Here is a 25,860-nt window from a genome sequence, read left to right as displayed (position 1 = left end):
CGTCCGGGGGGTCACGCGAACACTCGGCCGGGCGCTAGCGTCCGGACGTGCGCCGACATCTCACCGCTCTGCTCGCAGTCATACCGCTGCTTGGCGTCGCCGCGCTCGGCGTGGTGACCGCCGCGCCCGCGAGCGCCGCCGATCGCGTCGTCACCGACTACCAGGATCCGTTGACCGCGCTGCCGCCGGTCAGCAGACCGCCGACCCCGCACTGCACGGTCACCGCCATGCATCACGTGTTCGCCAACTCCTACGGCCAGCCCTACGTCGGCACGCTCACGCCGCCGGCCGCGTGCGCCGGGCCGTGGACGAAGGTGGTGCTGAGCTGGACCGGCAAGAGCCAGGGCCGCCAGTACGACCGGCTCGCCGGGCTGTGGATCGGCGGCGCCGAGGTGCTGCGGACCTCCACGCCCGAGCCGGACCCGTCCGGCATCACGTGGAGCTTCGACCGCGACATCACCGAGTTCGCGCCGCTGCTGCACCAGGCCCAGCCGTTCGTGGTCGACCTCGGCAACGTCGTCAACGACACCTACACCGGGCCCTACGACATCACCGTCACGGTCACCTACTACCAGGCCGACCGCGCGCATCCCGCGCCGAAGCAGGCCGACACCGTGCTGCCACTGGCCGCCGACGCGACCAAGCCCGGCTGGCAGGACCTGTCCGACGGCAAGAACTACACCGCGCAGGTGACCGTGCCGGCCAACACCGCGAAGCTGACCGCGGAGATCTACGCGCGGGGCGGCGGCTGCGAGGAGTTCTGGTGGTCGAACGTGCCGAACTCGCTGGTGCAGGCCAATCCGTCGGCGGGCCTGTGCGGTGGCGGCGCGTACCGCGAGGTCGAGGTGACGGTCGACGGCAAGCCGGCGGGTGTGGTGTCGCCGTACCCGGTGATCTACACCGGCGGCGTGGCGCCGATGCTGTGGCGGCCGATCACCGCGATCGACTCGATCGTCACGCTGCCGTACACGATCGACCTGAGCCCGTTCATCGGGCAGCTGACCGACGGCAAGCCGCACACCGTGCAGCTGGTGCCGCCGCCCGGCATCGTCGACCTGTGGACGCTCGGCGGTAACCTGTTCGCGACGACCGATCCGCACGTCAAGCGGGTCACCGGCAGCCTGCTCCAGGACGTCGTGCCGGCGGCTGACGTGCAGACCACCACGACCGGCGCCGGCCTGGACAACAAGATCGTCACGCATGTGAACCGGTCCTGGCACACCGCCGGCGTGCTGCACACGTCCGCCGGCATCGTGCCGGTGAACTCGTCCGGGCAGTGGACCTTCGACAACACCACCACGCTCGCCGACTCGGCCAGCAAGCAGACCACCGACCAGCGGGCGCTCGGCAGCTACGGTTCGAACGGCCGCGTCGACGGCTTCGACTTCACGCTCAGGGCCGACGTCACGCAGCACATCGTGGACGACAACAACTACCGGATCGACGCAACCGTCCACCATGGACGTCGCTTGTGGACGGTCGGCGGCGGCGCACCCGCGCTGAGCGACGACACCATCGACACCAGCGGCGGATTCGGCCGCACGAACGGCGTGCTCAGCTATGCCGACGGTCAGTCGAGCGAGCGGTGGAGCGGGCTGGCCGACACCGGCCGGTTCTACTTCCGTGACATCGACACCGCACACGGCTACGTCACGAGGGACGTCAGCTCACGCTGACACCCTCCTCTGCCACATGCGCTTCCCATTTGCGCTCAGACACCACATGGGAAGCGCATGTGGCACAACGTCAGTACAGGCTGCCAGCGTTCACCACCGGCTGGGTGGCGCGGTCGCCGCACAGCACCACCAGCAGGTTGCTGACCATGGTGGCCTTGCGCTCCTCGTCCAGTTCGACCACGTCCCGCTCGGCCAGTCGCGCGAGCGCCAGCTCGACCATGCCGACCGCGCCCTCGACGATCCGCTGCCGGGCCGCGACAACCGCGCCCGCCTGCTGCCGCTGCAGCATCGCGCCGGCGATCTCGGGCGCGTAGGCGAGGTGCGTCAGCCGGGACTCGATGACCTTCACGCCGGCCGACCGGACCCGCTCGGCGATCTCGGCCGACAGCTTGCCGGTGATCTCCTCGGCGTTCTCCCGCAGCGACAGCCGCTCGTCGTCGGCGTGGTTGTCGTACGGATAGGTGGTGGCGATGTGCCGGACCGCGGTCTCGGTCTGGATGCCGACGAACCGGACGAAGTCGTCCACCTCGAAGACCGCGCGGGCGGTGTCCTCGATCTGCCAGACGACCACCACCGCCATCTCGATGGGGTTGCCCTCGGCGTCGTTGACCTTGGCCACGACGGTCTCGTGGTTGCGGATCCGGACCGACAGCCGGGTCCGGGTGGTCAGCGGGTTCACCCAGTGCAGGCCGGGCGTGCGGACCGTGCCGGCGTAGCGGCCGAAGAACTGGACCACCCGCGCCTCGCCGGGCGCGAGGACGACCAGGCCGCGCAGCGCGAGCACGCCGAGTACGGCCAGCACGAGCCACCAGGGCTGGCCGCTCGCCACCGTGACGGCGACGCCGACCACCAGCAGGACCAGTCCGACCAGCAGCATCAGCCCGCCGGCCAGCCGCGCCGCCGGGCGCTCGGCGATGGTGGGCTCCGGTGTCGGAATCGTGCCCATGGCCCCCTCCTCAGTCTATCAATGTGATATCAGAACTGTACCACGGTGAAACGCCAGCGCGTGGGCGTTCCGAGGAGCATGATGGGGTGTCTGGACCGGTCGGGAGGGGAACGAGTTGGACACGGGTGGGTTGCCCATATACGGGCAGCAACAGGGGGCGCAGCCGTCCGAGCAGGCGCCGGCGCTGCAGATGTCGGGCCTGCGCAAGGCGTTCAACACCACGGTCGCCGTCGACGAGGTGCAGCTGGCCGTGCCGAGGGGATCGTTCTTCGGACTGGTCGGCCCGAACGGCGCCGGCAAGACGACGTCGCTGTCCATGGCCGTCGGCCTGCTGCGGCCGGACGCGGGGACCGTTCGCATCTTCGGCGTCGACGTGTGGGAGTCGCCGGAACGGGCCAAGGCGCTGGTGGGCGTGCTGCCGGACGGCATGGCGCTGCCCGAGCGGCTGACCGGGCGTGAACTCCTCACGTACACGGGTTTGCTGCGCGGCTTGGACCCCGCGACGGTGGCTGACCGCGCCAACGAGCTGTTGGGCGTGCTGGAGCTGACCGACGCCGAGCGGACGCTGGTGATCGACTATTCGGCCGGTATGCGCAAGAAGATCGGCCTGGCGACGGCGCTGCTGCACGCCCCGAAGCTGCTGGTGCTGGACGAGCCGTTCGAGGCCGTCGACCCGGTGTCGGCGTCCACGATCCGCACGATCCTGCAGCGGTTCGTGGCCGCCGGCGGCGCGGTCGTGCTGTCCAGCCACGTGATGGAGCTGGTGGAGAAGCTCTGCGACCACGTCGCCGTGATCACGCGCGGGCGGGTCGTGGCCAGCGGGCCGGTCGAGCAGGTGCGCGGCGGCCAGTCGCTGGAGCAGGCGTTCGTGCACCTGGTCGGCGGCCGCACCGGCGGTGGGGAAGGGCTGTCGTGGTTGGCGTCCTGATCCGGATGAAGCTGCGGGTGCTGTCGCACTCGCTCGGCGGGGCGCGGGCGGCGAGCTTCGTCTTCGGCGCGTTGGTCGGGTTGGCCGCCGGCGGCGTGTCGCTGTTCCTGGTGACGCTCGGCTACCACCAGGGCGTGTCCATCGGCACGACCGTCGCCGCCGCGATGGTGCTGCTGTGGACGATCGGCTGGCTCATCGGCCCGATCATCATGGGTGGCGGCGACGAGACGCTGCGCCCGGAGAACTTCGCCCTGCTGCCGCTGTCGCCGACGAAGCTGGCGTTCGGCCTGCTGGGCGCGTCGATTGCCGGAGTGCCGCCGGTGGCGACGGTGATCGCGTTCCTCGGCCTCGTGGTCGGATCGGTGTGGCTCGGCGTGCTGCCGGTGATCGTCGCCGTGATCACTGTCGCGCTGGCGCTGGGCTTCACGGTGCTGCTGTCGCGAGTGGTCGTCAGCGCGCTCGGGGCGGTGCTGGGTTCCCGCCGCGGCAAGGACCTCGGCGTGCTGCTCGCGGCCTTGGCCGGTCTGTCCTACCTGCCGCTGCGGTACGCGGGCGAGGCGCTGGCGCCGGTTCTGCTGCAGAACAACCCGGAGCTCGCGGGCACGCTGCGATGGCTGCCGACCGGGTGGGCGCCGGCCGCGGTCGAGGGTGCTGCCACCGGCAACTGGCTGATGGTGATCGGAGCGGTGCTCGCGTTGGCCGCTGTGGACGGTGCGCTGCTGTTGGCGTACGCACGGCTGCTGGTGGTGCGGCTGACCACGCCGCAGACCAACGTCGGCCCGTCCCGGGTCGGTCGAGCCAAGGCGTCGCGGCGCAGCCTGCTGCCGGCCACGCCGGTGGGTGCGGTGATCGGCAAGGAACTCCGGATGTGGTGGCGGGACGCCCGCCGGCGGGCGATGATGCTGACGTCGGTTCTGATCGGTCTGTTCATCCCGGTGTTCTCGTCGGCCGGCGGCCGCGGCGCGTGGGTGATGCTGCCGTTCGCCGGGCTGTGGGTCGTCGCCTTCTCCATGCTCCAGGTCAGCAACCTGTACGGCTTCGACGGCACGTCGGTGTGGCACACCATCGTCACGCCGGGAGCGGCGCGGGCGGATGTGCGGGGCCGGCAGTGGGCGTGGGGACTGATCGTCGGTCCCGTCGCGATCCTGGCCGGCCTGGTGCTGCCGGGGCTGGCCGGTCGGTGGTGGGCGTATCCGTGGGTGCTCGGCGTGCTGCCGGCGATGCTCGGCGGCGGCGCCGGCTGCATGCTGCTGCTCTCCGTGTACTGGGCGTTCCCGATGCCCGTGCAGCGCGGCGGCAGCCCGTTCAACCAGGGCAACCGGCCCGGCTGCTCCCGTGGCCTGGTGCGGCTGGTGTCGATGCTGTTTCTGCTGGTCATCGCCCTGCCGTCGCTGGTTCTGCTGATCATCGGCCAGATCGAGTCGAACTCGGTGGTCAGCTGGCTCGCGGTGCCGGTCGGGGTGGCCACCGGGGCACTCGCCGCGTGGTGGTTGGGCAAACTTGCCCAGCAGCGCTTGCTCGACCGCGGTCCGGAGCTCCTCGCACAGGTGAAGACCGCCGCGTAGGCCGTGTTCAGCTGGTGTTTCGTTGAGGTAACCAGTGGTTCGGAGTAGTGCCCTCGGCCGCCTCGCTGAGTGAAGATGTCGACCATGACCCGGACGGCGAGGAACGGCCGCGGCGATGGCGAGCTGTTCCGCGGTTACCTGGACCCGGCGCGGCCGCACGCCGGCGCGTACGACGAGATGTTCTCGTCGGACGCGTCGGTGCGGTCCGCGTACCGTGCGCTGCACGAGGTGCTGGCACCGTCCGATGTGGCCGATCTGAGCGCCCGATCCGACGCGCTCGGGCGGGCGTTCGTGGATCAGGGCATCACGTTCTCGCTTTCCGGTCAGGAACGGCCGTTCCCGCTGGACCTGGTGCCGCGGGTGATCACCGCGTCCGAGTGGTCCAAGCTGGAGCGCGGCATCGTGCAGCGGGTGCGGGCGCTGGAGGCGTTCCTCGCCGATGTGTACGGCGACGGACAGATCGTGCGGGACGGCGTGCTGCCGCGCCGGCTGATCACCTCGTGCGAGCACTTCCACCGCGAGGCCGCCGGCATCGTGCCGCCCAACGGGGTGCGTATCCACGTCGCCGGCATCGACATCGTGCGCGACGAGGCCGGCGCGTTCCGGGTGCTCGAGGACAACGTGCGCTGCCCTTCCGGCGTCTCGTACGTGATGGAGAACCGGCGCACCATGGCCCGGGTGTTCCCGGACCTGTTCGCCCGGCACCGGGTTCGCGCGGTCGGCGACTACGCCGTGCACCTGCTGCGGGCGCTGCGCAACGCCGCCGCGCCCAACGCCGCCGACCCGAACGTCGTCGTGTTGACGCCCGGCGTGCACAACTCGGCGTACTTCGAGCACTCCCTGCTGGCCCGGCAGATGGGCGTGGAGCTGGTGGAGGGGCGGGACCTGTTCTGCCGCGACCACACCATCTACCTGCGCACCACCGAGGGTGAGCGGCAGGTGGACGTGATCTACCGGCGCATCGACGACCCGTTCCTGGATCCGGTGCACTTCCGTCCGGACTCCGTGCTGGGCGTCGCCGGTCTGGCCAATGCGGCCAGGGCCGGGAACGTGGTGATCGCCAACGCGGTCGGCAACGGCGTCGCCGACGACAAGCTCGTGTACACGTACATGCCGGAGATCGTGCAGTACTACCTGAACGAGAAACCGTTGCTGCCCAACGTGGACACGTTCCGGTGCTGGCTGCCCGACGAGCGGGCCCACGCCCTGGACCGGATGTCGGAGCTGGTGTTCAAGCCGGTGGAGGGCTCCGGCGGCTATGGCATCGTGTTCGGGCCGGACGCCTCGGGTCGCGAGCTGAACGCCTTGCGGCGCAAGGTTCGCGGCAACCCGCGCGGCTGGATCGCCCAGCCGGTGGTGCAGTTGTCCACCGTGCCGACGAAGATCGGCGACAAGCTCTCGCCGCGGCACGTGGACCTGCGGCCCTTCGCCGTCAACGACGGCAACTTCGTGTTCGTGCTGCCGGGCGGGCTGACCCGGGTCGCGCTGCCGGAGGGGAGCCTGGTGGTGAACTCCTCGCAAGGCGGCGGATCCAAGGACACCTGGGTGCTGGCGCCACGATCGTCCACAGTGGAGAGCGAGCTGTCCGGGCCGGAACTCGTCGGCGCGGGCCAGGTCAACGGCGTGGCGACCGAACAGGGGCCGGAGTTGACGGCCGTCCAGCAGCAACAGCAGCAGCAGTGAGGGAGGCGTCGTGCTGGCTCGGAACGCGGAATCCCTGTACTGGATCGGCCGTTACGTCGAACGCGCCGACGACACCGCGCGCATTCTCGACGTGTCCGTGCACCAGTTGTTGGAGGACGCGACCGTCAACCCGGACGCGGAAAGCCGGCAGCTGCTGTCCGTTCTGGGCATCACGCCGCCCGACGGCACGACCCTGGACGTGTGGTCGCTGACCGAGCTGGTGGCGTATTCGTCGGCCAATGCGGGATCCATCGTCGCCTCCGTGACCAGCGCGCGGGAGAACACCCGTGGGGCACGGGAGGTCGTGTCCACGGAAATGTGGGAGTGCCTGAACAGCATGTGGAACGCCGTGCCGGAGCGGCAGCGCTACGCCCGGCAGGTGGGGCCGCACGCGTTCTTCTCCTTCGTGGAGGAGCGAGCGGCCATGTTCGCCGGGCTGGCCGATTCGACGATGAGCCGTGACGACGGCTGGCGGTTCCTCGTGCTGGGCCGGTCGGTGGAACGCGTCGACATGATCGTGCGGCTGCTGCTTTCCCGTTCCGGCGACAAGGCTTCCTCGCCGGGATGGGTCACCGTGCTGCGGTCCGCCGGCGCGCACGACACGTATCTCCGGACCTATCGCGGGGCGATGGACGCCAGTCGAGTTGTGCAGTTCCTGTTGCTGGACCGGCTCTTTCCTCGCTCCGTGTTCCACGCCCTGTCGCAGGCCGAGCAGTGTCTGGAACACCTTGAGCACGCGCCGTCCAAACGCCTCGGCGCCACCGCGGAGGCGTCACGGCTGCTCGGCAAGGCCCGTAGCGACCTGGAGTTCCTGCGGATCTCGGAGCTGATGGAGGACCTGCCCCGGCGGCTGAAGTCCTTGCAGGCCACCGTTCGTGACGTCGGCGAGGCCGTGTCGCAGCAGTACTTCCACTCCGTGCCGTGGGTCGCGTGGACCAACGCGGAGGTGGGGGTATGAGCTGGCGGCTTCGCGTCACGCACACGACGGAGTACCGGTACGCGTCGCCGGTCACCCAGTCGTACAACGAGGTTCGGCTCACTCCGCGCAGCGACCGCCGGCAGAACGTCGTCGTCAGCCGCGTCGAGACCCATCCGGCGACTCGTGCCTACCGGTACACCGACTACTGGGGCACTGTCGTCACCTCGTTCGACCTGCACGCACCGCACACGGAGTTGACCGTCACCGGCTCGTCCGTCGTCGAGACCGGCGAGGAGGCCGCTCCCGTCGGCGGCGTCACGTGGACCGACCTGCGTGGCAACGAGGTTCTCGACCGGTACACCGAATACCTCGGCTGGACCACCTACGTGCCGAGGGACCGGGAACTCGCCGCCAAGGCCCGGGAACTCCGCCGTGGGCTCGCCCCCGTCGACGCCGTGCAGGCCGCCGCCGAGTGGGTGCATGCGCAGATGACGTACAAGCAGGGCAGCACCGGCGTGCACAGCTCCGCCGTCGATGCGTGGCAGGCCAAGGAAGGCGTCTGCCAGGACTACGCCCACCTCACGCTGGCCCTGCTGCGGGCCATGGGCATTCCCGCCCGGTACGTCTCCGGCTACCTGCACACCCGTGCCGACGGCGCCGCCAAGGAGACAGTGAGGGGCGAGAGCCACGCGTGGATCGAGGCGTGGACCGGGGGCTGGTGGGCGTACGACCCCACCAACGCCATCCCCATCGGCCAGCGCCACGTCTGGGTCGCCGTCGGCCGCGACTACGCCGACGTCGTCCCGTTCAAGGGCATCTACACCGGCGGCGCGGGCGCTGAGCTGACCGTCACCGTGGAGCTCACCCGCCTGGCGTGAGCTGTGATCGTGCTCACTCGGTCAGCGCCAGCCGCGGGCCCGCAGGGCCTCGACGACGCGGCCGAAGCGGTCCGGGGTCAGCACGGCACCCTCCCGACGCAGGTCGTTCTCGTGCAGCTCGTACACCCGATCGAGGCGTAGCCAGGACGGCCGGCCGTCGTGATCCCAGGCGCCCGAGCCCAGGTCCAGCCAGTCGGCCGAGTCGTCGTGCGGCTTGCTGGACAGCATCAGGGCCAGCAGGAAACGGCCCGTGCGGCCCACCACCAGCAGCGGGCGGTCCTTGCCGATCGACGGGTCGTCCTCGAACGGCACCCAGGCCCAGACCACCTCGCCCGGGTCGGCCAGGCCGTCCAGGTCGGGCGAGTAGTCGAGCCTGGCCAGGCGCTCAGCGCCGTGCACCTGGGTCACCGCGCCGTGCGCGGGACGGGGAACCGGACCGTGGTCGGACACGGGTCGCACCCTATTCTGTACGGACCACCCCCGGACGCATGGGACCATGGAGTGTGTCCCCCGTCCGCTTTCCCGAGGAACCGCCCCAGTGAGCACGTTCGCCGACAGCACGTTCACGTCGCCGGAGCTGATCCGGAACTTCTGCATCATCGCCCACATCGACCACGGCAAGTCCACCCTGGCCGACCGGATGCTGCAGCTGACGGGCGTGGTCGAGGAGCGGGCGATGCGGGCCCAGTACCTGGACCGGATGGACATCGAGCGCGAGCGCGGCATCACCATCAAGGCCCAGAACGTGCGGCTGCCGTGGCAGCTGGACGGCCAGGACCACGTGCTGCACATGATCGACACGCCCGGCCACGTGGACTTCACCTACGAGGTGTCGCGGGCGCTGGAGGCGTGCGAGGGCGCGATCCTGCTGGTCGACGCCGCGCAGGGCATCGAGGCGCAGACGCTGGCCAACCTGTACCTGGCGCTGGAGAACGACCTCACCATCATCCCGGTGCTGAACAAGATCGACCTGCCCGCCGCGGACCCGGACAAGTACTCCAAGGAGCTGGCCCACATCATCGGGTGCGAGCCCGAGGACGTGCTGCGGGTGTCGGCCAAGACCGGCCTCGGCGTCAAGGAGCTGCTGGACGAGGTCGTCCGCAAGGTGCCGGCTCCGGTCGGCGAGGCCGACGCGCCGGCGCGGGCGATGATCTTCGACTCCGTCTACGACACCTACCGTGGCGTCGTCACCTACATCCGGGTGGTCGACGGCAAGATCACGCCGCGGCAGCGGATCAAGATGATGTCCACCGGCGCCACCCACGAGCTACTCGAGGTCGGCATCATCTCGCCCGAGCCCAAGCCGTCGGCCGGGCTCGGCGTCGGCGAGGTCGGCTACCTGATCACCGGCGTCAAGGACGTGCGGCAGTCCAAGGTCGGCGACACCGTGACGTCCGAGCGGCACGGGGCGAGCGAGCCGCTGGCCGGCTACCGCGACCCCAAGCCGATGGTCTACTCCGGGCTGTACCCGATGGACGGCTCCGACTACCCCGACCTGCGCGAGGCGCTGGAGAAGCTCCAGCTCAACGACGCCGCGCTCACCTTCGAGCCCGAGACCTCCGCCGCCCTGGGCTTCGGCTTCCGCTGCGGCTTCCTCGGGCTGCTGCACCTGGAGATCACCCGGGACCGCCTGGAGCGGGAGTTCGGCCTGGACCTGATCTCCACCGCGCCCAACGTCGTCTATCGGGTGATCATGGACGACGGGGCCGAGCACATCGTCACCAACCCGTCCGACTGGGCCAACGGCAAGATCTCCGAGGTCTACGAGCCCATCACCAAGTGCACCATCATCGCGCCCAGCGACTTCATCGGCGCGATCATGGAGCTCTGCCAGTCCAAGCGTGGGCAGCTCGCCGGCATGGACTACCTGTCCGAGGACCGTGTCGAGCTCCGCTACACCATGCCCCTGGCCGAGATCATCTTCGACTTCTTCGACTCCCTGAAGTCGCGCACCCGGGGCTACGCCTCCCTCGACTACGAGGAGGCCGGCGAGCAGACCTCCGACCTCGTCAAGGTCGACATCCTGCTCCAGGGCGAGGCCGTCGACGCCTTCAGCGCCATCGTCCACCGTGACGCCGCCTACGGCTACGGCACCAAGATGGCCACCAAGCTGCGGGAGCTCATCCCCCGCCAGCAGTTCGAGGTCCCCATCCAGGCCGCCATCGGCTCCCGCGTCATCGCCCGCGAGACCATCCGCGCCATCCGCAAGGACGTCCTCGCCAAGTGCTACGGCGGCGACATCACCCGTAAGCGCAAGCTCCTCGAGAAGCAGAAGGAGGGCAAGAAGCGCATGAAGATGGTCGGCCGCGTCGAAGTCCCCCAGGAGGCTTTCGTGGCGGCGCTGTCCACTGAGGACTCGGGCGGCAAGGGCAAGAAATAATCCCTTTGCTCCGCCGGCGGAGCATTGTCGGTCGCATCGGGGAGGATGTGATCGAATGTCCGCCGACTTCTACGTAGGTTTTGGCCCGCATCCGGAACCTTGGAGCTGCACTCGTGGCATGCTCGGTTGGGTCCTGAACACCGTTGCCGGCCATGTCCAGGACCCCGGCCTCGCCGCCACGCTGCGTGCGCGGGCAGACAGCGGGCTTCAGTGGTTCTACTTCGACTCCGTCGAGCGGGACCAGGTACCCGAGCTGGTCCAGGTGATGATCGATGTCCTGATCCCGGCCGCCGAACGGGAGTACGGCGACCATCCCTGGTTCGTCCCCCACACTCAGGAATTGGTCGACCTCGTCACCGAGTGGCAAGCCGAGTACCGGGTGGAGCTGATGGAGTGGGGCTACGAGGAGGCGCTCGCCATGAGCCGTCGCCAACTGGCCGCCGGCGCCAGCATGGAGGAGGTACTGACCCGCTTACGCACCAAGGGTTTCTTTGAGGCCGAATGCGTGCTAGCGGTTCAATCCCTGACCAACAGCACCCTCGTCGAGGCGCGAGAGGTGGTCGTCCACAGCCAGGCTTGGGCCGACCGGCGCGAACACACCGAGCAGCTCCAGGCCGCCCTGGAGGAGTCGCTGGACATGTGGGCAGCGGAATCCGGGTCGGTAGAGCCGGAATCCGGTCGGGGCGAGAGATAGTGCCTCGCTCCGGCTCGTGGGCACGGACGGGCCGGGCTTGATCACCAAACCGGTGGATCTTGTTGACGCGAGGTGGCGGCCAGAGACCACCTGATGGGGTGAAGCTCGGCACGGACGGCGGACCGGCGGTCCGTATTGTCAGAGGCTCGTGGTGGAGTGGTCCTCGCGAGGATAAGGAGGGACCATGACAGCCATGGACACGTACATGCCCTCGGGGCCGCTCACCGTGGCGGACCTGGAGGTGATGCCCGATGACGGGCGTCGCTACGAGCTCATCGACGGGATGCTCTTCGTGAGCCCGGCGCCTGGGCTCAGGCACCAGAAGATGGTCGCGCAGATGATCGTGCGCCTCGAGTCGGCCTGCCCCGATGATCTGCACGTGCTGCCAGCCCCGTTCGCGGTGCAGACGGCGAACGACAACGAGGTGCAGCCCGATGTCCTGGTCGCGAGGAACGAGGACCTGACAGAGAAGAACCTGCCGGTGGCGCCGCTGCTGGCGGTGGAGGTCCTGTCGCCGAGTACGACGTTGTACGACCTCAACACGAAGAAGGCCGCCTACCAGCGGATGGGTGTGCAGAGCTACTGGGTCGTCGACCCGTTGGACCCGAGGCTGACGGTGTTCGAACTGGCCGAGGCCGGCGAGTACGAGCTGGTCGCCGACGTCAAGGGCGACGATGCCTATGACGCTGAGCGACCGTTCCCGGTGCGGGTGGCGCCGGCGGACCTGCTGGGCCGGCTGAATCAGTCCCGCTGACAGCCGTCGGGCCAGATCGCGGTGACGGGGGCGCCGTGGTCGAGGGCGTGGTGACGAGGTTGATCATGTGGATGCTGGCGGCCACTGAGGTGGTTGGCGGCGTGGAGGTCTCTCCGGCAGGCTTTGGTGGTGGCGCTGTCCACTGAGGACGCGGGCGGCAAGGGCAAGAAGTAGCAGGGGACTGGACGGTCGAGCAGTCGCTGTTCGAGAAGGGCGTCGACGACAGCCGTCGAGCGTTGGTTGCCGGCGCGGCCGGCGGTAGCCCGTCCGCCTGACACAGGGGCGGGCCGTCCACGGTGCTGGACAGCTGCAGCATCGGGACCGAGGAGCTCGATCAGTGTGGCCGGCTTGGCTGATCGTTGACTTGTGTCACCGTTGCGGAGTTGATGGACCTGCACTACGGTGCCTCCGCTGTTCACCGATTTGAACGAATGCGATTGTTGGCACGACAAATCAACCCTGTGTCGAATTGCATCTTGGTGATTATATGGACAGATCGGGCGCACGGGCTCGTGGTGGCGTCGGGCATGTCAATCGGCCGACAGGGGCTTGACCTGCGGCCTTGTGAGACGCTGTATGAGACCTTCGTCACGTTCGCGTGGGTGGACCCGGTTCGTTAAGTCTGGATAAAGTGTCCGAGTCACGCGCGTCCCGCGTCCAGGCAATGGGGGGAACCATCGCCTTTTTGCGCCAGCTTCGGTTTGGTGCGAATTTGGCATGCCCTCCCGACGAAAAAAAGGGGGGTATGTGAGTCGGGTTAGACGTGAATTTCGTGCGGTAGCGCTCGGGATCGGATTTGCGCTCGTCGCGTCGCTCACGGCCGTTCCGGCCACGGCATCGGCCGATTCGACACCGATCGATCCAGCCCGTGAACGCAGCCAGGTGCTGTCGTTGCTGCACACCGGCGGTTCGATGGTCCGTGCGGCCGCCGCGCAGGCTCTGGTCGGCAGCGACGCCGACGTGCACACGTTCCTGACCACCGGCATCGTGCACCTCAAGCAGGTGGACGACCGGATCAACGTGGACCGGCTGCTCGCCGCGGGTGGTCCGGCCGTGCAGGCCGCAGCCCAGCAGGCGTTGGACTCCACGGCGGCGGATGCCCTGCCGGCGTTCATCAAGTCGGGCTGGCAGACGCCGGCTGCCACCGACCAGCGGATCCGCATCGACCAGCTGATGTCCGCCGGCGGCGCCGAGGTGCACAAGGCCGCCCAGCAGGCGTTGGACGCCGGCACGACCGACGCGTACAAGGCCTTCCTCACGTCGGGCTGGCAGACGCCGTTCGCCACCGACCAGCGGATCCGGGTGAACCAGATCCTCGCGTCCGGCGGCCCGGAGGTGCAGAAGGTCGCGCAGCGCGCGCTGGATGCCAACTCGGTCGACGCGCTCACCCAGTTCATCGACAACGACTGGGCGGTGGCCGCCGCCCGCGACCAGGAAACGGCGACGGTCGAGCAACTCGCCGGGGTCGCGAAGGACGCCGGCGAAGAGGCGGCCCGGGAGACACACGCGGCACAGGAGGAAGCCGACCGCGCCGCCAAGGAAGCCGAAGCCGCACGCCAGGCCGCCGCGGCGGCCGCGACGGCGGCCGCGAATGCCGGGCACCATGCCGACCAGGCCACGGACGCGGCCCGACAAGCCGCCGTGGCCGCCGACAACGCGGCGGCCGCGGCACAGGAGGCTGTCGGTGCGGCAAACGCGGCGACGGCGGCGGCCCGGGTCGCCGCAAGCGCGGCGGCTCGCGCCGCATCGGCCGCGTCGATGGCCGGCCAGGCCGCGTCCGCCGCGTACAACGCTGCCGCGGCTGCGGTTCTGGATCAGACCAAGGCCGGTGATGCTGCCACAGCCGCGAAAAACGCCCGTGACGTAGCGGCTGGCGCACAACGGGCCTCCGTCGCCGCGACCGCGGCCGGTGACGCCGCGAAGGCGGCACACACCGCCGCTGCCGCGGCCGATCACGCCGGCAGCCAGGCAGCGACCGCGGCGGAATCCGCCGCGCAGGCCAGCGCCGACGCGGAGAACGCGGGCGCTGACGCGGCTCAGGCCAAAGCGGCCGCCGCCAAGGCCCGGGCCGCTGCGAACCGTGCACACGTGGCGTCGCAGGCCGCCCTGACGTTCGCCAATGCCGCCGCGGACGCCGCCTACCGGTCTCGCGATGCCGCCAACCTCGCGGCTCAGGACGCGATCGCCGCGGCAGCAGCGGCGGAGGATGCGGCCGCGCACGCTGGGCAAGCGACCGATGCGGCGAACAAGGCGACCCTGCATGCGAACAATGCCTCGGCTGCCGCCCAGCGTGCGATCGACGCCGCCAATCAGGCGCAACAGGTCTACGATGCTGCTCGCGCCGCCGACGCCGCCCGCATCCAGACCTCGACCGAGCAGCTCGACGAGGCCGCCAAGGAAGCCAAGGACATTGCGGCGCAACAGAACGCGAAGGTCGCCTGGGATGCCACGCAGGCGGCGGCGCGAACCGCGGAGACCAACCGGCTGATCGCCGAGGCCAACGCGCCCGGCACCGATCGCGCGCTCGCGCTCACCGACGCCCGCAAGGTCGCACTCGCGGTGATCGACACGGGCGGGCCGTGGACCAAGGCAGCCGCGACCTCCGTGCTCCAGGGCAGCGACGACGAAGCACTTGACTTCGTCCGCAGCGGCATCACGATGGCCGCCGGCCAGGACGACCGCATGACGCTGCAGAACCTGGCGGCCACCGCCACGCCGAACTTCCAGGCGGCGGCCAAGGCGGCGCTCGCCGGCTCGGACGCCGATGTGCAGAATTTCTTGCAGCACAAGGACTATCCGCAGCGTTACATCGATGACCGGATTGCGGTCAACCAGATCCTGGCCGCGGCACAGCAGTCCGGCGGCACCGCCGTCGCGAGCAACGCCCAGCAGGCGCTGGACGCGAACACCGACCAGGCGCTGCGCGATTTTCTCGCCGCCGGGCAGTATCCGGCGGCAGCGGACGACCAGCGGATCAAGGTCGACCGCGTGCTGGCCGACCCGAATTCCGGCCCGGAGCTCAAGGCGGACGCCCAAGCCGCGCTGGACGGCCCGCCCGCGTTCCTGAACCAGTTCCTGACCAAGACGCAGTACATCGCCGCGCAGCACGACTCCGACTCGGCCACGCACGACGCCGAGGTTCTCGGATATCTGAAGCAGGCCAGCGAGATCGCGGTGAAGGCGGCACAGGACGCGGACGCCGCCCAGCTCGCGGCGGCCAACGCGCGTGGTTCCGCCCAGGATGCCACCAACGCGAAGAACCAGGCGGCCGCCGACGCTCTGGCCGCACAGAACTTCGCGAACCAGGCTCACGATGCCGCCACGCGGGCGGAACAGTCCGCGCAGCAAGCTGCCGCGTCGGCCGCGACCGCTCGCAACGCGGCGGCCTCGGCCGATGGGTCGGCCCGGCAGGCCGCACAGTCCGCCGAGTGGGCCGTCGCATCCGCATACCAGGCCGGCCAGTTCGCCAGCGACGCCTACGATTCGTCCCGCGTCGCATTCAATGCGGCCCGGGCCGCCGGCAAGTCCGCCGACGACGCGCTGGCCGCGGCCCGGGAAACCGCGAAGACCGCGATCAGCAAGATCGACGCCGAGAAGGCCGACGCGCTGGTCAAACAGGCGGCGTCGTGCAAGGCGCACCATCCCGACGGTGGCGCGGACTACGACAACTGCATCCACCTGATCAGCCAGCCCATCGCCGACCGGATGGGTCAGGCGCTGTCCAACGCCGAGGTGTGCCAAGGCATGCAGCAGGCGTCGCTGCAGATGGGCGGCAACACCGGCGTCGTCAACGAGAACTTCCAGACCTGCATGAAGGATGTTCTGGATCCGAACTTCCAGAGCAACCGCACGATGGACCTGCTCGTGCCGGCGATCGATGCGCTGTTGGGCCTTGCCGCAGGCCTGGCGGTTGCCACGATCGGCGGCGTCGCCACGGCCGCCTGCGCCATCTCGGAGATCTGCGCGCTCGCGGTCATGGCGATCACTCCTGACGGCGCCGCGTTCACCCCGTGGATGACGCTGGCCGGCATCGGCGCGGGCGGTGCGTTCACCACCGCTCGGGTTGCCGCGGCGCTCGACGACGCTCTCGTGGACACGGAGGCACTGGACGCCCTCTACGGCGACAACGCGTACAACATCTTCAGCGATGCCGAGGACGCGTTGGCGACATGTCCGGCCGGAGTTGCCGGCGGTTTCGTCGCCAACGCGTCCGGTCGGAGTGGTGCTGTCGACCGGACGCCGGCCGGCTCCGTCGCGGCTCGGCCGAACGCGGCCAGCGGTCCGTGCAAGGCCATCGCGCTCGGGTGGACCGAATACGACGGTGAGTGGGACTGGTTGGCGAAATTCGCGACGAAGGTGGAGGCGACGCCCTACACCGACTGGTTGTGGAAGGACATCAACAAGCTGCAGTGGTGGGATGAATTCGAGTACTACCTGACCAACGGTGAAACCAAGATCTATGTCAACCTGGACGGCATCCCCGAGGGAGCGGAGGACGAGGCGGCGGCGGCCGGCCAAGCGGCTGACAGCCCCGAGGGTCCCACTGAGATGTACCAGTACACGAACTGGGAGCTGTACAAGATCAAGAGCACGCCGTCGGCCTGGAACCGGGTGTCCTTCTATCGTGACGCGGGAAACACGCCGGTGCCGAATCCGTTCGACAAGTGATGGTGAGCCGATGTCCGAACTCTGGTCCAGCGACAGGTCGTTCCACCCCATGCAGTTCACCGTCTCGCACTCACGGCTGGTGCTGAGAGGCTTCGGTGACTCGACGGAGGACTACATCGACGTCGAGTTCATCGGCGTCGACCGAATGGAACTGAGCCGGATCATGTCCGGTGGCATCGTGTTGCGAACGGTGGAAACGCACGAGGGGTACCGCCCTCGGGAATCTCCGCGAGCGTTGCTGCAAGTTGAGATTGAGTGGCCCGGTGGTGTCGGATTCGTTGCCGCGCAGCTGGTGCGTGTGATCCGGCACTCTGCCGGTGGCGTGGATCCGGAGCTGGTTCTCGTCGAGCCCGAGCGGGCCGAGTAGTGATCCGAGCGTGGGTCGCCGGTCGGTGATGCGGCCGGCGACCCACGTGTGTCCAGAGTGTTGTGGAAAAGGGGGAGACATGAGCAGACGGTCGCTCGTGGCAGTGACAACAGCAGGTGCTCTGATAGCGGGGTTTCTCGTGCCGGCCACGGCTTCGGCAGACACCCAGCCGCAGACGACCGACCGGGCTCGGGTGGTGATGCTGTGGCAGGTGAGCGGGCAACTGGTGCGCAGCGCGGCCGAGCGGGCGCTGGTCGGCAGTGACGCCGACGTCCACACGTTCCTCACGTCGGGTTACCAGCACGCGGCCGAGTTGGACGAGCGCATCACGGTCGACCGCATGCTCGCCAACGGCGGCGTGGCCACGAAAACGGCCGCCCAGCAGGCGCTGGACTCGACCGATCCGGGCGCGATCCACCAGTTCCTGGACTCCGGCTGGAACACCCCGCGCCAGACCGACCTGAGGGTCCAGGTCGATCAACGGCTCGCGCAGGGCGGAGACGAGACCCGCAAGGCAGCGCAGCAGGCGCTCGATGCCGGCACTGTCGACGCGCTCCAGCAGTTCCTCGCCACCGGGTGGCGCAATCCCTGGCAGACGGACCAGCGCATTCGCATCAACCAGATCTATGCCGGCGGCGGTTCGGAAGTACGGAAGTCGGCGCAGGTGGCGCTGGACGCCGGGACGCTGGACGCGTACGTCCAGTTCCTCGACCAGGACCTGCCGGTCGCGCAGGCACGAGACCAGGAGACCCAGACCGTCGCCCAGTTGGCCAACGTCGCCAAGGACGCGGGCGACGAGGCGGCGCGCGAGACCCAAGCCGCGATGGACGCCGCGCACCGGGCCGCGGTGGAAACCGAACTCGCCCGCCAAGCGGCGGTGGCCGCGGCAGGGGCCGCGCAGAAAGCGCACGGCGACGCCAACGCAGCCGCGGCCGCGGCCAACACGGCGGCGGACGCGGCGAACCGTGCTGCGGCTGCCGCGAGGGAAGCCGTCGGAGCGGCGAACTCGGCGAGCAGCGCGGCCAGGGTGGCTGCTTCGGCGGCCGCGCGGGCGGCGACCGCGGCGTCGAAGGCGGGGCAGGCGGCCGCCACGGCGCAGGACGCCGCGACTGCGGCCGTGGGGGATGAAGCACGTGCGCCGGACGCGCGCCGGGCAGCAGAGCAAGCGCGTGACGTGGCTGCCGGGGCACAGGCGGCGGCCAACGCCGCACAGGCGGCGGGCGACGCGGCACAGCACGCCAGTGACGCTGCTGGCGCTGCGCGGGATGCCGGAAATCAAGCCGCTGCCGCCGCCCAGGCGGCTGTCGACGCGGGCAACTTCGCGCACGACGCGGGCGTGGACGCCAGCCAAGCCATCGCTGCGGCCGGGGAGGCACGTAACCAGGCGGCAAGGGCGACTCGAGCGGCAAACGCCGCGCAGAACTTCGCTCACGTCGCCGCGTCCGCCGCGTACGCGTCGCGAGATGCGGCAAATCGCGCGGCGGCTGACGCCTTGGAGGCTGCGGCGGCAGCCGACTCGGCAGCGGATCACGCCGGACACGCCGCCGATGCCGCGGCGGAAGCGACCCAGCACGCGAATGCCGCATCCGAGGCGGCGGCCCGTGCGACCACTGCCGCCACGCAGGCGAGCAGCATCTATGACGCCGCCCGCCAGGCCGACGCCGAGCGAATCGCGGTGATGACGGAGGACGCCGACGACAACGCGACGAAGGCGAAGGCCGCGGCTGTGTCCAACCCGTACACCACGGACTGGAGCGCCACCCAGCAGGCACGCCGTGATGCCGAGACGAGCAGGTTGATCGCGGAGGCGACGGCGAGCGGGACCTCGGACGCGGTCGCGGTCGCCGATGGCCGCAAGATCGCCCTGCGGCTCGCACGGAACGGTGGCTCGTGGACCAAGGCCGCGGCGATCGCCGCACTGTCCGGAGCCGACGGACAGGTGCTCGCCTACGTTCGCGGCGGCATCGACGTCGCAGCCGGCCAGGATGACCGGATCACCCTGCAGAACGTGGCGGACCTCGGCACCGACGGCTTCCGGAAGGCGGCGGACACCGCCCTGAAGGGGACCGATTCCGATGTGCGGGCACTGCTGGCCGGTCGGGACTACCCCAACAGGTCCATGGATGACCGGATCGCGGTGAACCGTGTCCTCGCCGCCGCGCAGAGCTCGGGCGGGGTCGCTGTCCAGCAGGCGGCGCAGAAGGCTCTCGACGCCGGCACCGAGGCGGCGTACAACGCCTTCCTCACGCAAGGACAGTATGTCGCCGCGTCGCAGGACCAGCGGATCGCGGTGAACCGGATCCTGGCCGACCCGGCCAGCGGCCCGGAGACCAAGGGGATGGCCCAGGCGGCGCTCGATGGCACGGACGGCACGCTCCGCCAGTTCCTGACATCCGGGCAGTACCTGGCCGAGCGGCACGACCACGAGGCGGCGTCCCACGACGCCGAGGTCGCCGGTTATCTCAAGCAGGCGACGCAGGCCGCGGCCACCGCGAACCAGAACGCGAACGACGCCCAGGCCGCCGCGTACACGGCGCGTGGACTCGCGGACAAGGCGGCCGAGTACGCCGCCGCGGCGCGGGCATCGGCCACGGACGCGGCCAATGCCGCGAAGGACGCGCACGATTCCGCGGTGCGGGCGGAGCAGTCGGCGGTGGCGGCCGCCGCTTCGGCCGCCACCGCCAAGCAAGCGGCGACGACCGCGCAGAACGACGCGCGTCAGGCCGCGAAGTCGGCTCTGTGGGCGGAGTCCTCGGCCAGCCAGGCCGCCGGCTACGCGAGCACCGCCTACGAGGCGTGGCGAGTGGCCTACTGGGCGATGATCCAGACGGGCGGGGACGCCCAGGCCGCCGCTGCCGCCGCGAAGGACGCGGCGGACAAGGCGATCACGAAGTTCAACGATGAGCGGGCGCAGCAGGCGTTCCGACTGTCGAACTACTGCGCGACCGTCAACGTCGGCGACAAGGCCGCTTACGACGACTGCATGCACTTCGCGGCGTCGAGCCCCGAGGAACGGATCCAGATCATCGCCAACCGAGGGGTGTTCTGCTCGAACATCTTCCAGCAGGGAACCCCGTACTTCGAGAACTGCATCCACGAGACCTTCGACCCGGCATTCGCCGCCGATCAGTCGCTCGGGCTCGTCAACCAGCTCATGACGGCAATCTCGACTCTCGAGGTCGGACTCGGCATAGCACTCGTTTCCATGCGCTGCATGATGTCCAACATATGCGGCATGGCTGCCCTTTCCGCCTCGCCGGAAGGGGCGGCGATCATGCCGTGGCTCCAGCTGTCGTACAACCTCGCGGGTGGCGGTGTACTGGGCGCGGCGCTCACCACGAGGGCGATCGACGTCTTCGAGGACGGGTGGATCGCGAACGAGAGACTGACCGCCGCGGTCGCCGCCGAGGCCCGCGCCGCGATGGAGGCGGACGAGGCGAGTCGCATCTATCGCCTCGGCTGTGATCCGGCGGACGGCTGGAAGTTCAATGCTGACGAGCAAGCCATGGCCCTCGCGCTGGAGAAGAAATTCGGTGTTCAGCTGATTCGCTGGCCTCTCAATCAGGGGGCGGACTGGATCAGCCTCGACGGGCGAACCTTTGATGGGATAGGCCCGCTGAAGTCTCAGTACTTCGACAAGCAGTGGGGACTCGGAAATATACAGAACCAAATCGCCAAGCACGTTCTGGGCAAAGCTGATATGGTACCCGTCGAGCTTGGCGACCTGACGCCGGAGCAGGCGGCCAAGGTGCGCGAATTCATCCTCCCGTATCAGCCCTTCGTGTTCATCCTGGAGTAGCAGTGTCGGCGTACTTCACGGTGGGTCTCGGTCCCAACGCCGAGAGCTGGAACGCCTCTCGTGGACTGGTCGCGTGGGTGGTCAATGTGCTGGCCGAGCATGTCCGGGACCCGCGGCTCGCGGCGACATTGCGGGAGTTGGCCGAGCAGCGGTACTGGCTCGTCGGGTACGACCTGATCGAACCGGAGCAGGCGCCGGACCTGACCAGGGCGGTGCTCGAGGACCTGATGCCGGCGGCGGAGCGGGAGTTCGCCGACCAGCCGGACATCGTGGAGATGGTGGCCGATCTGGTCAAGATGGTCGACGACTGGTGGCAGTCGCAGAACGGCTGACGGAACACCGGCCCCGGCGGGTGCGCCGGGGCCGGTGTCGGCCGAATCAGTCCCGCTGGCAGCCGTCGGGCCAGATGACGGTGACGGGGACGCCGTTGTCCCGGGCGTGGGTGACGACGTCGGCGGTGCCGCCGCGGCCGGCGGCGGGCTGGCCGTCCCAGACGGCGACGAGGCGGTCGGCGCCGTCGACCATGTGGACGCTGGCGGCCATGTAGGCCTCGCGGCCGGGGCGGTCGTAGTCCATGGTGACGACCTCGGTGGCCTGCTGGAGTAACGAGTCGAACGTGGGGTGGTAGTCGCTGGGCAGGCGCTCGCGGTAGCGCTGAGCCGGTAGCACGGCGACGAGCGAGCCGCCTTCGTCCAGCACGGCTTGGGCGAAAAGGGCATCGGCCCCGTCGGCGAGGCAGCTGACGCCGACGAGGGGAGCGCCGCCGGAGTGGCGGCGGAGCTCGGCCCGCAGGGCGGCGTCGACCAGCGAGCGGGTGGGATCCTGGAGCCCTCGGTGTCCGGTGATGGCGATCCTGGTCATCACGTCTTCTCCTCGGTCGAGGGGCGGCTCCTCGATCGTGCCGTGGACCAGCGCAAATGGGGAAGACGGCTATTGGGTGGGTCACGCCATTGGTTCAGACCTCATAGTCCAGCCGGTAGCTGTGGGTGCCGTCGGCGGCCCGGTCGATACGGAGCGTGCCGGAGATGCCGGTGAGCTTGCCGGTGCCGGAGTCGGGCACGATCCGCACGGCCATGTCGCTGGACCCGTCGGCCATGACGGCGGAGTGCTGCAGGACGAAGGAGCCGTCGACCCCGTCGACGGAGCCGATGAAGCGCTCGATGGCCACGTAGGCGGCGGAGGTCGGCACGGGACCGCCGGCGGTGAGCAGCCGAGCGGTGCTGGCGCCCTCGAGCCCGCCGTGGAAGGCCTTGGCGACGGAGATGTGGCCGAGCTTGATGCCGTCGGCGTCGAGGTAGGTCTCGTCGTCCCACCGGCTGATGTCGAAAGTGCCCTGAACTGTGCTCATGGGCCCAGTCTGAAGGCAATTCCTGTCATCTTTTGTCAGGTATGAGTTCGGCGAGCAGTCGAAGCGCGGTGTCGTACTTCACCCGCAGCCGGGCCTGGGTGGCTTCGTCGAGCGCAGCGAACCGGACCGGCGACATGTTGTCGGCGATGTCGGCGTGCTTGACGACAACGGCGATCGGATCGACGGCGACCCGCGCCAGGTACTCCGCCTGCGGCTCGCCGGGCCGGTGGCTCAGCGCGACGACGGCGGTGACCACCCGCTCGGGACAGCCGGCGGCGCGCAGGTCGTCGGCGGTGACCGGGGTGTCCTCGATCACGTCGTGCAGCACGGCGGCCATCCGCTCGTACTCGCCGTCGACCCGGTTCATCACCCGCACCGGGTGCCCGATGTAGGGTTTGCCGCTCTTGTCGAGCTGACCGTCATGCGCTTCGGTGGCGATCCGCACCGCGTCCGCGACCGAGAAGTCCGAAACTGAGAAGGTCATGTCGGGAGTCAACGGGATCGGACCTGAAGCGTCCACCACTTCGATGGACCTCACGGATGTCTGGAACCGGGTGCTCGGCGGCCAGCCGAGCCCGCAGTTGGAACTGGTGCTCATCGCGGGCGCGGTGGCGTTGATCGCGGTGTTGCCGTGGCGGGTGTGGCGGATCACCCGCAACGTGGTGACGATCGCGCACGAGGGCGGCCACGCCCTGGCGGCGGTGCTCACGGGTCGCCGGCTGACCGGGATCCAGCTGCACTCGGACACGTCGGGCCTGACGCTGACCAGGGGCAAGCCGCGCGGCCCGGGCATGGTGCTGACGGCGGCGGCCGGCTATGTCACGCCGTCGCTGCTCGGCCTGGGCGTCGCGGCACTGCTCGGCGCGGGCAAGATCACGCTGCTGCTGTGGATCGCGATCGTGCTGCTGGCGGCGATGCTGGTGATGATCCGCAACGCGTTCGGCGTGCTGTCGGTGCTGGTCACCGGCGGCATCGTGTTCGCCGTCTCCTGGTACGCCTCGACCGACATCCAGGCGGTCTTCGGGTACGTCATCGCCTGGTTCCTGCTGCTCGGCGGCGTCCGCCCGGTCTTCGAGCTGCAGCGCAAGCGCTGGCGCGGCCGCGCCCCGGACTCCGACGCCGACCAGCTGGCCAAGATCACCGGCGTCGCCGGCGGTCTCTGGGTGACGCTGTTCGGACTGGTGAGCATCGCCTCGCTCGTCATCGGGACCACCCTGCTGCTGCCGCACTAATGTCGAAGGCGTGATCTCGCAGCTGCGCGTGCCCGTGATCGTCGCCCCGATGGCGGGCGGCGGGTCCACTCCCGAACTGGTCGCCGCGGTCGTCGACGCGGGCGGCTTCGGCTTCACACCGGGCGGCTACCTGAGCGCCCAGGCGATGGCCGAGCAGGTCGTGCAGACCAGTGCGCTGACCGGAGGCCGGTTCGGTGTCAACCTGTTCGTCCCCGGCACGAACACCAAGCCCGATCTCGGCGACTACCCGCAGCGGGTGGCGGCCGAGGCGGAGCGGCTGGGCGTCGAGGCGGGCGAACCGCGCTGGGATGACGACGACTACCCAGCCAAGCTGGAAATCGTTCTGGCGCAACGGGTTCCGGTCGTGTCCTTCACGTTCGGGCTGCCACAGGCGAGCGATGTTTCACGCCTCCATGCGGCCGGCACGGAGGTCGTCGCGACGGTGACGACGCCGACCGAGGCGCAACAGGCAGCGCAACTCGGCGTCGACGCGCTCGTCGTGCAGGGCTTCGAGGCCGGCGCGCACCGCGGCACGCTGACGGACGACGGCGTGTCGCCGGGCGGCGGCGAGGAATTCGGGCTGCTGGCGCTGATTCGCCGGGTCTCGGCCGTCACGGACCTGCCGCTGATCGCCACCGGCGGCCTCGTGCACGGCGCCGACGTGGCGGCGGTGCTGGCCGCCGGCGCGGTGGCGGCCCAGCTCGGCACGGCCTTCCTGCGCTGCCCGGAGGCCGGCACGTCGGCGACGCACCGGGCCGCGCTGGCCGACGGGACGAGGCGCACGGCGATCACGCGGGCGTTCACCGGCCGACCGGCCCGCGGCATGGTCAACCGGTTCCTCGTCGAGAACACCGACGACGCCCCGGCGGCGTATCCGCAGGTCCACCACCTGACCCGGCCGATGCGCGCCGCCGCGGCCAAGGCCGGCGACCAGGAGCTGGTGCACCTGTGGGCCGGCCAGACGTATCCGCTGGCCGAGGAGCTGCCGGCGGCCGAGCTGGTGGCCCAGCTCGACCGGCAGGCCCGCGAGGCGATCGAACGGATCAGCCGGCGTTTCGGCTGAGGACGATCTTGCCGGCGACGTCGCCGTCGACCATCGCCTTGAGACCCTCGGCGGCCTGCTCGAACGGCAGCTCGGCGCCGATCTGGGGGCGCACGCCGGCCAGGTCGCAGAACTTGAGCAGGTCGCCGAGCTCCTCGCGGGTGCCCATGGTGGAGCCGACCACCCGAAGCTGGAGGAAGAACAGCCGCTGCAGCTCGGCCGCCGAGGCGTCGCCGGTGGTGGCGCCGGAGATGACGACAACGCCGCCGGGCTTGAGCGACTTCATGCTGTGCGACCAGGTGGCCTTGCCGACGGTCTCGAACACGCCGTCGACCCGCTCGGGCAGCCGCGCGCCGGATTCGAACGCCTCGTGGGCGCCGAGCTGCTTGGCCAGCGCCCGCTTCTCCTCGCTCCGCCCGGTCGCCCACACCCGGAAGCCGGCGGCGACGCCGAGCTGGATCAGAGCCGTGGCGACGCCGCCGGAGGCGCCCTGCACGAGGATGGTCTGCCCCGGCCGCAGCCCCGACTTCACGAACAGCATCCGGTACGCCGTCAGCCACGCGGTGCCCATGCACGCCGCCTCGGCGAACGTCAGCCCGGCCGGCTTCGGCAGGGCGTTGCGGCGCGGCACGACGACCGTCTCCGCGAACGTGCCCTGGTGCTTCTCGGTGAGCAGGGTGCGCTTCGGGTCCAGGGTCTCGTCGCCGCCCCAGTCCGGGTCGCCGATGACCGAGTGCAGCACCACCTCGGTGCCGTCCTCCAGCACGCCGGCGCCGTCGCAGCCCAGGATCATCGGGAACTGCTCGGGCTTGATGCCCACGCCGCGCAGCGTCCACAGGTCGTGCATGTTCAGGCTGGCCGCGCGCACCGAGACGCTGACCCAGCCGGGCGGCGGCGTCGGGGTGTCGCGCTCGCCGACCACCAGCGAGGCGAGCGGGTCGGACGGGTTCGGCTCGGAGGCGTAAACGGCGAACATACGCC

21 protein-coding genes are annotated in these 25,860 nt (G+C 69.8%); 15 read left to right on the top strand and 6 right to left on the bottom strand.

The window, feature by feature from the left end:
* The first annotated feature begins 47 nt into the window (after nt 1–47).
* Nucleotides 48–1,676: a peptide-N4-asparagine amidase gene (locus BJ998_RS09675; RefSeq protein ID WP_184860425.1), complete on the top strand. Its 1,629-nt coding sequence runs from the start codon at nt 48–50 to the stop codon at nt 1,674–1,676.
* Nucleotides 1,677–1,746: 70 nt separating this feature from the next.
* Here the strand turns inward: BJ998_RS09675 and BJ998_RS09670 are convergent, their stop codons facing one another.
* Entirely contained in the window at nt 1,747–2,622 is an 876-nt protein-coding gene (locus tag BJ998_RS09670) for an SPFH domain-containing protein (RefSeq protein WP_184860423.1), read from the bottom strand.
* A 115-nt stretch (nt 2,623–2,737) separates the two neighbouring features.
* On the opposite strand from BJ998_RS09670, the gene BJ998_RS09665 reads away from it, so the two are divergent.
* From BJ998_RS09665 to BJ998_RS09645, 5 genes are all read left to right on the top strand, one after another.
* Nucleotides 2,738–3,550 (top strand): ABC transporter ATP-binding protein, encoded by an 813-nt coding sequence (locus tag BJ998_RS09665; RefSeq protein WP_312890016.1) that lies wholly within the window; start codon nt 2,738–2,740, stop codon nt 3,548–3,550.
* Nucleotides 3,535–5,115, top strand: coding sequence for a hypothetical protein (locus BJ998_RS09660; RefSeq protein ID WP_184860421.1), 1,581 nt, complete (start codon nt 3,535–3,537; stop codon nt 5,113–5,115). The genes BJ998_RS09665 and BJ998_RS09660 overlap by 16 nt, the downstream gene beginning before the upstream one ends.
* Nucleotides 5,116–5,199: 84 nt before the next feature.
* Nucleotides 5,200–6,798, top strand: a complete 1,599-nt coding sequence (locus BJ998_RS09655) for a circularly permuted type 2 ATP-grasp protein (RefSeq protein WP_246488561.1) — start codon at nt 5,200–5,202, stop codon at nt 6,796–6,798.
* Nucleotides 6,799–6,808: 10 nt separating this feature from the next.
* Nucleotides 6,809–7,756 carry an alpha-E domain-containing protein gene (locus BJ998_RS09650; protein ID WP_184860417.1) on the top strand — a complete coding sequence of 316 codons (948 nt, stop codon included), beginning with the start codon at nt 6,809–6,811 and terminating at the stop codon, nt 7,754–7,756.
* On the top strand, nt 7,753–8,595 hold the full coding sequence (locus BJ998_RS09645; RefSeq protein ID WP_184860415.1) for a transglutaminase family protein: 843 nt from the start codon (nt 7,753–7,755) through the stop codon (nt 8,593–8,595). The genes BJ998_RS09650 and BJ998_RS09645 overlap by 4 nt, the downstream gene beginning before the upstream one ends.
* A gap of 21 nt (nt 8,596–8,616) precedes the next feature.
* Here BJ998_RS09645 and BJ998_RS09640 read toward each other — a convergent pair whose 3' ends face one another.
* Nucleotides 8,617–9,045: a type II toxin-antitoxin system PemK/MazF family toxin gene (locus BJ998_RS09640; RefSeq protein WP_312890015.1), complete on the bottom strand. Its 429-nt coding sequence runs from the start codon at nt 9,043–9,045 to the stop codon at nt 8,617–8,619.
* Nucleotides 9,046–9,133: 88 nt separating this feature from the next.
* On the opposite strand from BJ998_RS09640, the gene lepA reads away from it, so the two are divergent.
* The 7 genes from lepA to BJ998_RS09605 all read left to right on the top strand — a co-directional run bounded on the left by lepA (nt 9,134) and on the right by BJ998_RS09605 (nt 21,589).
* Nucleotides 9,134–10,975 carry a translation elongation factor 4 gene (gene lepA / locus BJ998_RS09635; protein ID WP_184860413.1) on the top strand — a complete coding sequence of 614 codons (1,842 nt, stop codon included), beginning with the start codon at nt 9,134–9,136 and terminating at the stop codon, nt 10,973–10,975.
* Between the two features lie 55 nt (nt 10,976–11,030).
* Nucleotides 11,031–11,669: a hypothetical protein gene (locus tag BJ998_RS09630; RefSeq protein WP_184860412.1), complete on the top strand. Its 639-nt coding sequence runs from the start codon at nt 11,031–11,033 to the stop codon at nt 11,667–11,669.
* Between the two features lie 184 nt (nt 11,670–11,853).
* Nucleotides 11,854–12,423 carry a Uma2 family endonuclease gene (locus tag BJ998_RS09625; RefSeq protein WP_184860411.1) on the top strand — a complete coding sequence of 190 codons (570 nt, stop codon included), beginning with the start codon at nt 11,854–11,856 and terminating at the stop codon, nt 12,421–12,423.
* Nucleotides 12,424–13,170: 747 nt separating this feature from the next.
* Nucleotides 13,171–17,091, top strand: a complete 3,921-nt coding sequence (locus BJ998_RS09620; protein ID WP_184860410.1) for an ALF repeat-containing protein — start codon at nt 13,171–13,173, stop codon at nt 17,089–17,091.
* 10 nt (nt 17,092–17,101) lie between these two features.
* Entirely contained in the window at nt 17,102–17,458 is a 357-nt protein-coding gene (locus tag BJ998_RS09615; RefSeq protein WP_184860409.1) for a hypothetical protein, read from the top strand.
* Nucleotides 17,459–17,537: 79 nt separating this feature from the next.
* Nucleotides 17,538–21,257 (top strand): hypothetical protein, encoded by a 3,720-nt coding sequence (locus tag BJ998_RS09610; RefSeq protein WP_184860407.1) that lies wholly within the window; start codon nt 17,538–17,540, stop codon nt 21,255–21,257.
* Between the two features lie 2 nt (nt 21,258–21,259).
* The gene (locus BJ998_RS09605) at nt 21,260–21,589 is read left to right on the top strand and encodes a hypothetical protein (protein WP_184860405.1); all 330 of its coding nucleotides are present in this window, start codon (nt 21,260–21,262) and stop codon (nt 21,587–21,589) included.
* Nucleotides 21,590–21,635: 46 nt separating this feature from the next.
* On the opposite strand, the gene BJ998_RS09600 is transcribed toward BJ998_RS09605, so the two are convergent.
* From BJ998_RS09600 to BJ998_RS09590, 3 genes are all read right to left on the bottom strand, one after another.
* A complete protein-coding gene (locus tag BJ998_RS09600) occupies nt 21,636–22,118 on the bottom strand; it encodes a hypothetical protein (RefSeq protein WP_184860403.1) in 483 nt (160 codons plus the stop codon).
* A 94-nt stretch (nt 22,119–22,212) separates the two neighbouring features.
* Entirely contained in the window at nt 22,213–22,605 is a 393-nt protein-coding gene (locus tag BJ998_RS09595; RefSeq protein ID WP_184860401.1) for a DUF3224 domain-containing protein, read from the bottom strand.
* A 25-nt stretch (nt 22,606–22,630) separates the two neighbouring features.
* The gene (locus tag BJ998_RS09590) at nt 22,631–23,089 is read right to left on the bottom strand and encodes a phosphohydrolase (protein ID WP_184860399.1); all 459 of its coding nucleotides are present in this window, start codon (nt 23,087–23,089) and stop codon (nt 22,631–22,633) included.
* Nucleotides 23,090–23,132: 43 nt separating this feature from the next.
* On the opposite strand from BJ998_RS09590, the gene BJ998_RS09585 reads away from it, so the two are divergent.
* Nucleotides 23,133–23,837 (top strand): M50 family metallopeptidase, encoded by a 705-nt coding sequence (locus BJ998_RS09585; protein WP_221337939.1) that lies wholly within the window; start codon nt 23,133–23,135, stop codon nt 23,835–23,837.
* A gap of 10 nt (nt 23,838–23,847) precedes the next feature.
* Complete coding sequence (locus BJ998_RS09580; RefSeq protein WP_184860395.1) at nt 23,848–24,900, top strand: NAD(P)H-dependent flavin oxidoreductase; 1,053 nt, start codon at nt 23,848–23,850, stop codon at nt 24,898–24,900.
* Here the strand turns inward: BJ998_RS09580 and BJ998_RS09575 are convergent.
* Nucleotides 24,881–25,855 carry a zinc-binding dehydrogenase gene (locus BJ998_RS09575; protein ID WP_184860393.1) on the bottom strand — a complete coding sequence of 325 codons (975 nt, stop codon included), beginning with the start codon at nt 25,853–25,855 and terminating at the stop codon, nt 24,881–24,883. The two genes, BJ998_RS09580 and BJ998_RS09575, sit on opposite strands and share 20 nt — an antisense overlap.
* Nucleotides 25,856–25,860 lie beyond the last annotated feature (5 nt).

It is taken from the genome of Kutzneria kofuensis, from assembly GCF_014203355.1.
Lineage (GTDB): Bacteria > Actinomycetota > Actinomycetes > Mycobacteriales > Pseudonocardiaceae > Kutzneria > Kutzneria kofuensis.
Note: the sequence above shows the minus strand (reverse complement) of the source record. Positions and strands in the feature narration are given on the sequence as shown.

Bases quoted from the DNA above. Each gene is read 5' to 3' on its own strand.
- BJ998_RS09625 (WP_184860411.1), top strand. From the start codon at position 11,854: ATGACAGCCATGGACACGTACATGCCCTCGGGGCCGCTCACCGTGGCG.
- BJ998_RS09590 (WP_184860399.1), bottom strand. From the start codon at position 23,089: ATGACCTTCTCAGTTTCGGACTTCTCGGTCGCGGACGCGGTGCGGATC.
- BJ998_RS09615 (WP_184860409.1), top strand. From the start codon at position 17,102: ATGTCCGAACTCTGGTCCAGCGACAGGTCGTTCCACCCCATGCAGTTC.
- BJ998_RS09600 (WP_184860403.1), bottom strand. From the start codon at position 22,118: ATGACCAGGATCGCCATCACCGGACACCGAGGGCTCCAGGATCCCACC.
- BJ998_RS09655 (WP_246488561.1), top strand. From the start codon at position 5,200: ATGACCCGGACGGCGAGGAACGGCCGCGGCGATGGCGAGCTGTTCCGC.
- BJ998_RS09585 (WP_221337939.1), top strand. From the start codon at position 23,133: ATGGACCTCACGGATGTCTGGAACCGGGTGCTCGGCGGCCAGCCGAGC.
- BJ998_RS09575 (WP_184860393.1), bottom strand. From the start codon at position 25,855: ATGTTCGCCGTTTACGCCTCCGAGCCGAACCCGTCCGACCCGCTCGCC.
- BJ998_RS09595 (WP_184860401.1), bottom strand. From the start codon at position 22,605: ATGAGCACAGTTCAGGGCACTTTCGACATCAGCCGGTGGGACGACGAG.
- BJ998_RS09670 (WP_184860423.1), bottom strand. From the start codon at position 2,622: ATGGGCACGATTCCGACACCGGAGCCCACCATCGCCGAGCGCCCGGCG.
- BJ998_RS09610 (WP_184860407.1), top strand. From the start codon at position 17,538: ATGAGCAGACGGTCGCTCGTGGCAGTGACAACAGCAGGTGCTCTGATA.
- BJ998_RS09645 (WP_184860415.1), top strand. From the start codon at position 7,753: ATGAGCTGGCGGCTTCGCGTCACGCACACGACGGAGTACCGGTACGCG.
- BJ998_RS09630 (WP_184860412.1), top strand. From the start codon at position 11,031: ATGTCCGCCGACTTCTACGTAGGTTTTGGCCCGCATCCGGAACCTTGG.